This window comes from Christiangramia flava JLT2011, assembly GCF_001951155.1.
Classification (GTDB): domain Bacteria; phylum Bacteroidota; class Bacteroidia; order Flavobacteriales; family Flavobacteriaceae; genus Christiangramia; species Christiangramia flava.
Genome location: NZ_CP016359.1, coordinates 1,123,541 through 1,135,000 on the forward strand (window position 1 = coordinate 1,123,541; position 11,460 = coordinate 1,135,000).

General features: G+C 44.0%; 3 protein-coding genes (1 of these 3 running past the window's edge). 2 read left to right on the forward strand and 1 reads right to left on the reverse strand.

The genetic code is table 11. The annotated features are described in order from the left end of the window. Positions 1-32: 32 nt before the first annotated feature. Positions 33-5,342, reverse strand: a complete 5,310-nt coding sequence (locus GRFL_RS04775; protein ID WP_083643535.1) for a T9SS type A sorting domain-containing protein — start codon at positions 5,340-5,342, stop codon at positions 33-35. Between the two features lie 495 nt (positions 5,343-5,837). Here GRFL_RS04775 and gltB point away from each other — a divergent pair, with 495 nt between their 5' ends. Beyond that, a complete protein-coding gene (gene gltB / locus GRFL_RS04780; protein ID WP_083643536.1) occupies positions 5,838-10,361 on the forward strand; it encodes a glutamate synthase large subunit in 4,524 nt (1,507 codons plus the stop codon). 3 nt (positions 10,362-10,364) lie between these two features. Next, a protein-coding gene (locus tag GRFL_RS04785; RefSeq protein WP_083643537.1) for a glutamate synthase subunit beta crosses the window boundary here: on the forward strand, positions 10,365-11,460 show its 5' portion. 365 nt of this gene lie beyond the right edge of the window; the window shows 1,096 of its 1,461 coding nt (coding positions 1-1,096); its start codon is at positions 10,365-10,367; the stop codon falls past the right edge of the window.

The following is an 11,460-nucleotide window of genomic DNA, read 5'->3' on the forward strand; positions in this document are numbered from 1 at the left end:
CGGCTCTTCGGTTTTTAGTTGGCTATATCAAATTATTTATCAGAAATAATTTTTCTTGTGAAGACCTCGCGGTCAGTAATCATCCGTACGATATACACCGCACTACTTCTTCTTTCGAAGTCTATATGAAGCTGCGACACATCGCTGGCATTCACATTTTTCTCCTGATAGGTTTTAAGCAGCTGACCGTTCATATTAAAGATCTGGATGGTCACATCTGAAGTATAATCGAACTTGTAGCCGATATTCAGATTGTCTCTAAACGGCACGGGATAGGCATCAAATTTTGGTTCCCTGGAAACTTCCAGCGATTCTATATTCTCAGGCGAAGCTTTTGCCAGGTCTTCCTGGGTTTTACCACCAGCGATTTTAGGAGAATAGATTATTGTATTATTCCTTCTGTTCAACTGGATATATTGATCCTGGGCTTCAGCCAGTAACTTATCATTATATTCCGAGGTTAGCGCTTTACAAACATCAGCATGCGCGATCACATAAAATGCTTCAACACCACCAAGAGTTATAGGACTAACGCTTGTATCGTAATTATAATCCAGGGAACCGTTAGAATTGAACGGATATTGACCCGGTGCCACGGTATACTCTGGTGGATTCTTTTTACCTTTTTGATGCCACATATAAGGTTCTTCCCCTACATAAGTGTGAACACCCTCAATCCAGTAGCCAGCAACCGTATGGTAAGAAATATTTACCGAACCTTCATTATAATAAACTTCAACATATCCTGCCAGTTCTTCTTTACTGGTATCACACTGTCCTGCTCCGGCATAAAGATCTAACGTAATAGTATAACCGTTTTCCTCAGTAAAATCAGAAGTTTCCATGAAATTGGTCCATCCCCATCTATTCGCATTGAAATCCAGAGAGAAATCATATCCTTCAGGTCGCTCATCAATAAAGCAGTAAGAATTAAGATCATCTTCCAGTTTAGCAAAAGCTGTTTCACAACTCATACATTCAGGCTGCTGAATAGAGAACGGGAATGTACCGACATCGCAATATGTACTGTTCACCACTTTGATCAAATAATCTCCCGGATACAGGCCAGTAAAACCACCCTCTGGATATGGTTCATAAATAGGATTCTCAGGATCAAAATCTGAAGCTAATGCTAAATAATAAAAGTAATTAAAAGGATCCTCCCCGATTTCACCAGGTATAGAAATACCTCCAGTCCCGGTTACGCAAGAAACTGGAATCTCTTCAAATACCGGGTCGATAGGATCATCTATCAAACTTGGCGTTCTGAAATCATAAGAATTAATACATAATGTATTCACGTTTCTCACGATTATGGTGTAATCGGAGTCTGCGATAAGATCATAGAACGGACCTACATATTCTTCAAATTCCTGTGCAGAAGGATCATCTCCACTTCTAACGACCTTGAATTCCAAATTTGATTTATCAGCCGGCTCAAGAACCGCTACTGAAGGCGTATCCCCAAAACAATCAAGGAATGGCACGTTCAACGTAATTGTTGGCAATGGACTTACAGTTAATGTCCCGAAGTCTTCCCCGGTACAATTGGTCGAGTTATTTTCATCGGTAGCGATCACTTTATATTTGTTTCCGTTCATTGCCAGAGCGACGGAAGTAAGTGTTAGTGAATTGCCAGTTTCACCACCCAGTTCTGTATAACCAGAACCGGTATCAACATACCACTGATATGAGTAGCCAGCAACAGAAGCTGTGCTGAATACCACATTGGTATCACCATCACAGGCAGCCTGATCTCCTACTGAAGGGCTTGGATTTGCGTTGACCGTCAGTGTTCCGAAGTCTTCCCCGGTACAATTGGTTGCATTATTTTCATCAGTAGCGATCACTTTATACTTGTTGCCATTCATTGCCAGAGCCACGGAAGCAAGGGTTAATGAATTACCAGTTTCACCACCCAGTTCTGTATAACCAGAACCGGTATCAACATACCACTGATATGAGTAGCCAGCAACAGAAGCTGTGCTGAATACCACATTGGTATCACCATCACAGGCAGCCTGATCTCCTACTGAAGGGCTTGGATTTGCGTTGACCGTCAGTGTTCCGAAGTCTTCCCCGGTACAATTGGTTGCATTATTTTCATCAGTAGCGATCACTTTATACTTATTGCCATCCATTGCCAGAGCCACGGAAGCAAGGGTTAATGAATTACCAGTTTCACCACCCAGTTCTGTATAACCAGAACCGGTATCAACATACCACTGATATGAGTAGCCAGCAACAGAAGCTGTGCTGAATACCACATTGGTATCACCATCACAGGCAGCCTGATCTCCTACTGAAGGGCTTGGATTTGCGTTGACCGTCAGTGTCCCGAAGTCTTCCCCGGTACAATTGGTTGCATTATTTTCATCAGTAGCGATCACTTTATACTTGTTGCCATTCATTGCCAGAGCCACGGAAGTAAGTGTTAGTGAATTGCCAGTTTCACCACCCAGTTCTGTATAACCAGAACCGGTATCAACATACCACTGATATGAGTAGCCAGCAACAGAAGCTGTGCTGAATACCACATTGGTATCACCATCACAGGCAGCCTGATCTCCTACTGAAGGGCTTGGATTTGCGTTGACGGTCAGTGTTCCGAAGTCTTCCCCGGTACAATTGGTTGCATTATTTTCATCAGTAGCGATCACTTTATACTTGTTGCCATTCATTGCCAGAGCCACGGAAGCAAGGGTTAATGAATTACCAGTTTCACCACCCAGTTCTGTATAACCAGAACCGGTATCAACATACCACTGATATGAGTAGCCAGCAACAGAAGCTGTGCTGAATACCACATTGGTATCACCATCACAGGCAGCCTGATCTCCTACTGAAGGGCTTGGATTTGCGTTGACCGTCAGTGTTCCGAAGTCTTCCCCGGTACAATTGGTTGCATTATTTTCATCAGTAGCGATCACTTTATACTTATTGCCATCCATTGCCAGAGCCACGGAAGCAAGGGTTAATGAATTACCAGTTTCACCACCCAGTTCTGTATAACCAGAACCGGTATCAACATACCACTGATATGAGTAGCCAGCAACAGAAGCTGTGCTGAATACCACATTGGTATCACCATCACAGGCAGCCTGATCTCCTACTGAAGGGCTTGGATTTGCGTTGACCGTCAGTGTCCCGAAGTCTTCCCCGGTACAATTGGTTGCATTATTTTCATCAGTAGCGATCACTTTATACTTGTTGCCATTCATTGCCAGAGCCACGGAAGTAAGTGTTAGTGAATTGCCAGTTTCACCACCCAGTTCTGTATAACCAGAACCGGTATCAACATACCACTGATATGAGTAGCCAGCAACAGAAGCTGTGCTGAATACCACATTGGTATCACCATCACAGGCAGCCTGATCTCCTACTGAAGGGCTTGGATTTGCGTTGACGGTCAGTGTTCCGAAGTCTTCCCCGGTACAATTGGTTGCATTATTTTCATCAGTAGCGATCACTTTATACTTGTTGCCATTCATTGCCAGAGCCACGGAAGCAAGGGTTAATGAATTGCCAGTTTCACCACCCAGTTCTGTATAACCAGAACCGGTATCAACATACCACTGATATGAGTAGCCAGCAACAGAAGCTGTGCTGAATACCACATTGGTATCTCCATCACAGGCAGCCTGATCTCCTACTGAAGGTGTTGGATTTGCGTTGACGGTCAGTGTTCCGAAGTCTTCCCCGGTACAATTGGTTGCATTATTTTCATCAGTAGCGATCACTTTATACTTGTTGCCATTCATTGCCAGAGCCACGGAAGCAAGGGTTAATGAATTGCCAGTTTCACCACCCAGTTCTGTATAACCAGAACCGGTATCAACATACCATTGATATGAGTAGCCAGCAACAGAAGCTGTGCTGAATACCACATTGGTATCGCCATCACAGGCAGCCTGGTCCCCTACTGAAGGACTTGGGTTTAAATTAACGGAAATGCTAAAGCTAGATTCTCCTACACATTCAGCTTCATTAGTACTTCTAACATATATTGTCGCACTACCAGTTAAGTATTGTGTACCTGAAGTAACATTATCAGCATCACTGATCAAAGTCGTATAACCGGAATCTGAATAAAACTGAAGTGATCCTCCACCACTATCAGTAACTCCGTCTTCCAAGGTAAAGGTCGCTTTAGCTGTAGCTCCAACCTCGCAAGCTTCTAACGGCGTCGTAACAATTTCAGGACTTTCCAGAATCGTAATTTCTGCCGTGTCCGCTTCAGAATCACATGTGCCTAGACCACCTATTCCATTTCCGGTCACTATAACCGAGTAGGTACCTGCTTCAGTCACACTAATGCTTGAAGAACTTTCACCTCCCAAAGTTGTACCATCTTTCTTCCATTGAAAAGTAAATGGCCCGATACCACCAGTAACCTGAGCCGTAAGCTCTTTAGGAAATTCTGTATCACAATCTGTTATATCATCAATAGAAACCAGCGGCTGCACATTAAAATTCGAGCCTATGAAATCTTCCAGAATCGCATTGATTGAAAATGAAGAACGGGTTTCAACTAAAAATGAGGAAAAACAGGCATTGGTTAGATTAAGCCCTGCAATATTAATGAACCCTTCGAAAAAGCTGATCGGAGGCATCACATTTGGGTCAGGTTCCCCTTTACCCTGATAACTCCAGGGAGTAGGCTGATCGACACTATTAACTATTGCAGCTAGGACGTTTGGCTGAGGGTGATCTTCATCTACTATTTTGATCAAACTTTTTTCCGAACTGGGAATGGTTCCGCCATTAGCCTCGTTTCCTCTCCATTCATAGGCCGCAATCTTTCCAACAGCTCCTCCATTCGAAATTTCTGCAACTACAAGAATATCTCCAACCTGGTGATCTCCTTCAAATGTACCATTAAGCACATTGACATCATCCTGGAAAAACCAGAAACCGATATTAGTAGCTCCTTCATTTGAAAACCTGTTACCGAAAAAATAAATCTTACCATCTATCAAAATCGCTCCTGCCTGCAGAATGTTGGTTTTATCACTGGAACTCGCATCCTGGAACTTATTGAACCATCCAGAAATGGGAAGGTGATCTTTGGTTGAACCTCCGGTAAATATGTCATCCGGATTCATTACATCAAACTGTATACCGGTAGAAATGCTTCCAGCCGGCAAACCGGAGTTATTATAAACGTCCTGCCAGTCAAGCTGGCCATTGTCATTCATCACATTACCATCCATAAAACCATACGGATGTTGTGCATGAACTGAAAAGGAGAACAACAGAAAGGTTAATGCCGAAACAAGAACTTTAATTCTGAACGAAAAACTGAATCTCCCTAACTGAGTCCAGAAAGTAATTTTTTTCATAATTCAAAGTTTAAAGGTTAGAAAACCCATAACCAGGAAGTATGCGGGAAGAATTTGGAGTGAGCTTTGGCCTTTCTGCTGTCAGAATAATGCCGCTGCAAAAGTTTAGTTGAAATGATTCTGAAAGGGGCTCACAATCGCGGTTCTTGCAAAAACCACGTACGCATCTCTATGCGGGGGGAACTAGAAGAGTAAAATGTTTTAGGATAATTCAGCTTTTAGGGACTGAATTTCAATGAGTTAAAATTATATCTTTCTATTTAAATTTTCCCTAAAAAAGTTAATAACGTCCAAAATTAAGGGATAACCCTTAGTGCAGCGTGGTTTACTTCTGAATATTATCAATTTGACAAAATCAGCCGAATATTTTGAATTTTCACCAAAAATTTAAACTCTCATTAGCAACCCATTAATTTTTAACTGAAAGCATGCTAATGTTTTCTTAATTAAGTGTGATTTCTGTAATTTCGGGAGAATAACTTTGAAGGACTAGGTATGAAAATGAAAGCTCAGGGGCTGTATTCCCCGGATTTTGAAAGAGATAATTGTGGCGCAGGATTTATCTGCAATCTTAACGGTGAACGAACCAACCAGATCATTCACAAGGCAATCGATATTCTGATTCGCCTGGAGCATCGCGGAGCGGTAAGTGCCGACGGAAAAACCGGTGATGGCGCAGGTATTTTGATCGAAGTGCCACATAACTTTTTTAAGAAGGTCTGTGATTTTGAGATCCCTGAATTCCGCGAGTATGCAGTAGGAATGCTTTTCCTTCCAAGAAATGCCAACCAGGCCGATCTTTGTAAGAAACTATTTGAAGAAGAGGTCAATAACCAGCAACTGGAGATTTTAGGATGGCGAAAAGTACCCGTGAACCGTTCGTGCCTCGGAAAGATGGCCAGCAAATCAGAACCCGCCGTAGAACAGGTTTTTATCGCTCGACCAGAAAAGCTCGATGACCAGCATTTCAACGCCAAGCTTTACGCCGCTCGAAAGATCGCTGAACACGCCATCGAAAGTTCTGGGCTTGCACAAAGCGATTATTTCTATTTTTCCAGTCTTTCAACCAATACCATTATCTATAAAGGGCTGTTGATGCCTCAGGATATCAACGAATACTATAAAGACCTGAACGATCCTGATGTGATCACCAAACTGGCGCTCGTGCACCAGCGCTTTTCCACGAACACTTTTCCAACCTGGGACCTCGCACAGCCTTTCCGCTACATGTGCCATAATGGAGAAATTAATACGCTTCGCGGAAATTTAAGCAGGATGCGTGCGCGAGAAGAGCTTTTTGAAAGTGAACTTTTCGGCCAGGACCTGAAGAAAATTGTTCCGATTACCATGGAAGGAAAATCAGATTCTGCTTCCATGGATATGGCGCTTGAAATGCTGCTTCAAACAGGAAGATCGCTTCCGGAGGCAATTATGATGATGGTACCTGAAGCCTGGGAAAAGAATCCTTCCATGGATGAAAAGAAAAAAGCTTTCTACGCTTACAATGCCTGTATTATGGAGCCCTGGGACGGTCCAGCCTCTATTCCTTTTACTGATGGGAATTATATTGGGGCGCTCCTGGATCGTAACGGTTTAAGACCTTCCCGCTACACCGTGACAAAAGATGGGTACGTGGTGATGTCTTCGGAAACCGGAGTACTGGATATTAAACCCGAAAACGTTCTGAAGCATGGCCGATTGGAGCCCGGAAGAATGTTCCTGGTAGATATGAACGAAGGCCGAATTGTGGAAGATGAGGAAGTAAAAGAAAGCATCGTTTCCAAAAGACCTTACCAGGAATGGCTGGATGAAAACCTTCTGGCTTTGGCAGATGTTCCGTATACCGGCAACCAGACCCCTATTGAAAAAGAAGAATATTTAACCCGGCTGAAGTTATTCGGCTACACCTACGAAGATATTACGACCATCATTTCCCCTATGGCTGCCAACGGAAAGGAAGCCATCGGCTCTATGGGAACAGATATTCCACTAGCCGTGCTTTCTCATAAACCGCAGCTGCTGTTCAATTATTTTAAGCAGTTATTCGCTCAGGTGACCAATCCACCGCTGGATGGGATCAGGGAAGAGATCGTGACAGATATCAGCCTTCCGGTTGGAGAAGACCTGAACCTTTTTGACATTATCCCGGAACAATGCCGTAAACTGAAGATTCAGAACCCGGTTATTTCCAATGAAGATCTTGATAAAATAAAATACATCGACCAGCCAGGATTCAAGGCGCGTTCCATTTCCATGCTTTACGAGGCCGATAAAGGAATGAATGGCCTGGAAGATCGCCTGGAAGCCATGATCTACGAGATCAACGACGCGGTAGACGATGGCTGCAACGTCATCATTCTTTCAGACAGGAATGTGAACCCTAAACTGGCGCCAATCCCTTCATTGCTAGCCTGTTCCTTTGTTCACCACCGTGTGAAAGATTACAATCGTCGCTCTTCCTTCGGAATTGTGATCGAATCAGCCGAGCCCCGGGAACCGCATCATTTCGCTGCACTTTTTGGCTATGGTGCCAGCGCGATCAACCCATACATGGTAAATGAAGTGATCTACCAGTTGGTAAAAGAAAAGCAGATTCCTGTTGAAGATCCGGAAGAAGCCGTAGAAAACTTTAATGTGGCCATCGGAAAAGGTATTGTGAAGATCATGAACAAAATTGGAATTTCAACCCTGCTATCCTATCGCGGTTCGCAGATCTTTGAAATTCTTGGACTTAATAAAAAATTTGTCGACAAATATTTCTGTAATACGCCAACCAGAATTGAGGGAATCGGACTCTACGAAATTGAAAAAGAAATTCAGAAGCGATACAAACACGCGTTCTTTCCGCCGGAAACCGATACCGATCTAGATCTGGAAATGGGTGGAGATTACCGCTGGAGAAGAAATGGCGAACGCCACGTTTTCAATCCTGCCAGCGTTGCCAAGTTACAGCAGGCCGTAAGACAGAATAGCTTTGAAACTTATTCGGAATATTCCAAGATCATCAACGAACAGAATGAAAATTTGATGACGATCAGGGGAATGTTCAAATTCAAAGATCTCAACCCGATCCCGCTGGAAGAAGTGGAACCGTGGACCGAGATCGTGAAACGCTTTAAGACTGGTGCCATGTCTTTTGGTTCCATCAGCAAAGAAGCTCACGAAAATCTGGCCATCGCCATGAACCGGATCAAGGGTAAGAGCAATTCCGGTGAAGGCGGCGAAGATGCCGGGCGATTCCAGAAAGATATTAACGGAAACTGGCGAAATTCAGCCATTAAACAGGTCGCTTCCGGTAGATTTGGTGTAAGCATTGATTACCTTTCGAATGCCCGCGAGATCCAGATCAAGATGGCACAGGGAGCGAAACCGGGTGAAGGCGGACAATTGCCTGGCCCGAAAGTAAATCCCGAAATTGCCAAAACGCGGAACTCCACTCCTTATGTTGGATTGATTTCTCCGCCTCCGCACCACGATATTTATTCTATTGAAGATTTGGCGCAACTGATCTTTGATTTGAAAAATGCCAACCGCGAAGCCAGGATTAATGTAAAACTGGTTTCTAAAGTAGGCGTAGGAACCATTGCCGCGGGTGTGGCAAAAGCAAAAGCCGATGTAGTGCTGATCTCCGGATATGACGGCGGAACAGGAGCCTCTCCACTTACTTCCCTGCGCCACGCCGGTTTGCCTTGGGAACTGGGAATTGCGGAAGCACAGCAAACTTTATTACTGAACAACCTTCGAAGCAGGATCGTAGTTGAATGCGACGGCCAGTTAAAGACCGGTCGCGACGTAGCGATCGCCTGTTTGCTGGGCGCCGAGGAATTTGGTTTTTCTACCGCTCCCCTGGTAGCTTCCGGCTGTATCATGATGCGTGCGTGCCACCTGAACACCTGCCCCGTAGGTATTGCCACACAGGATCCTGAATTAAGAAAGAATTTCAAGGGAACCCCGGAAAACGTGATCAATTTCATGTATTTCATCGCCCAGGAAATGAGACAAATTATGGCCCAGCTTGGCTTCAGAAGTGTAGCTGAAATGGTGGGACAGAGCCAGAAACTGGATATGAATCGGGCGATCAAGCACTATAAAGCTCAGGGAATCGACCTTTCCAATATTCTGCATAAACCGAATATCAAGGATGGTGTACCGCTTTCTAATACTGAAAAACAGCTCCACAACCTGGAAGGTGTGCTGGATTTTGAAATTCTGAAACAGGCTCACCCGGCGATTTACCGTAAGGAACCGATCACGCTCAACTATCCCATTCAGAATGTGAACCGGACCACCGGAGCCATCATTAGTAATGAAATTTCAAAGATCCACGGAGCAAAAGGATTACCAGATAATACGCTCACACTGAATTTTACCGGTTCTGCCGGACAGAGTTTCGGAGCTTTCGCTGCAAGGGGTCTTAACTTAAATATTGAAGGAAATTCGAATGACTACTTCGGAAAAGGACTTTCCGGAGCTATTCTCTCTATCAGAAAACCGAAGGAAGCCACCTTTAAATCAAATGAAAACATCATTATCGGGAATGTGGCGCTATACGGAGCAATTACCGGCGAAGCCTATATCAATGGTATTGGAGGTGAACGTTTCTGTGTTAGAAATTCTGGTGCCAAAGCCGTCATTGAAGGAATTGGTGATCACGGTTGTGAATATATGACCGGCGGAATCGCAGTGATACTAGGGAAAATAGGGAGGAATTTCGCCGCCGGAATGAGCGGAGGAACGGCTTATATTTTTGATCCCGACAATTCGATAGACCGTAACAATTTCAATATGGAAATGATCGAACTGGAAGCTCCTTCAGATGAAAATCTTCAGGAACTGGAAGAAATGATCGTAAAACATTACCAGTACACCGATAGCGAGGTGGCCAGGGAAATCCTGGAAAACTGGGAAGAAAATTCCAGGGCATTCATCAAAGTGATGCCAACAGAATACAAAAAGGCACTTCAGAAAATGGAAGCCGAAAAACAGAAAGAAGAACACGCAGATCTTAAAACAGCTTAAAAAATGGGTCAGTTAAGAGGATTTTTAGAATACGACAGAGCAGAAGAAGACAAAGAAAAAGTTGAAGATCGGGTCAAGAACTATCAGGAGTTTACCAAATCTCCTTCAACCGAAGAATTGAATAAACAAGGAGGACGCTGTATGGATTGCGGGATTCCTTTTTGCCATAGCGGTTGCCCGTTGGGTAATTTGATCCCCGATTTCAATCATGCGGTTTACCGAAACGAGTGGCAAAAGGCCCTTAAAATTCTTCATGCCACCAATAACTTTCCGGAGTTTACCGGAAGGCTATGCCCCGCTCCCTGTGAATCAGCTTGCGTGCTTGGTATTATCGAACCGCCTGTTTCTATTGAAATGATCGAGAAATATATCGTGGAAAGAGGTTTTCAGGAAGGTTGGATCCAACCGGAGCCTCCAAAACACCGTACCGGGAAAACCGTTGCAGTTATTGGATCGGGACCCGCAGGATTGGCCGCCGCACAGCAGTTGAATCGCGCTGGTCACCAGGTTACGGTTTTCGAAAGAGATGCGAAGGTTGGTGGTTTGCTGCGATATGGCATTCCAGACTTCAAAATGGAAAAGCATGTAATTGACCGCCGATTGCACATCATGGAAGAAGAAGGAATCACTTTTCAAACAAATACCGAAGTTGGTAAAAACTATGAGAGCGAAAAATTAAAGAAATTTGATGCGATCGTTTTGTGTGGTGGAGCAACCCAACGAAGGAATTTGCCGATTCCGGGATCTGACAGTGAAGGAGTCATTCAGGCCATGGAATTCTTAAAACATAATAATGAAGCGGTTGACGGGCTACATGAAGTAGCAGAAAGACTTTCTGCAAAAGGGAAAAACGTGATCGTGATTGGTGGTGGAGATACCGGTTCAGATTGCGTGGGAACTTCCAACAGACACGGAGCCAAATCAGTGACAAATTTTGAAATTCTTCCAATGCCTTCTGAAGCCAGAACCAACGAAAACCCTTGGCCTTACTGGCCTTTCACATTGAAAACCAGCTCTTCCCATGAAGAGGGAGTTGAAAGAAACTGGAGCATTCAAACCAAAGAATTCGTGAAAGATGAAGAAGGAAAGCTAAAAGGAC

What these genes read in the sequence shown, in the direction of transcription:
- GRFL_RS04775 (WP_083643535.1), bottom strand. Translation starts at nt 5,342, where the DNA reads ATGAAAAAAATTACTTTCTGGACTCAGTTAGGGAGATTCAGTTTTTCG.
- gltB (WP_083643536.1), top strand. Translation starts at nt 5,838, where the DNA reads ATGAAAATGAAAGCTCAGGGGCTGTATTCCCCGGATTTTGAAAGAGAT.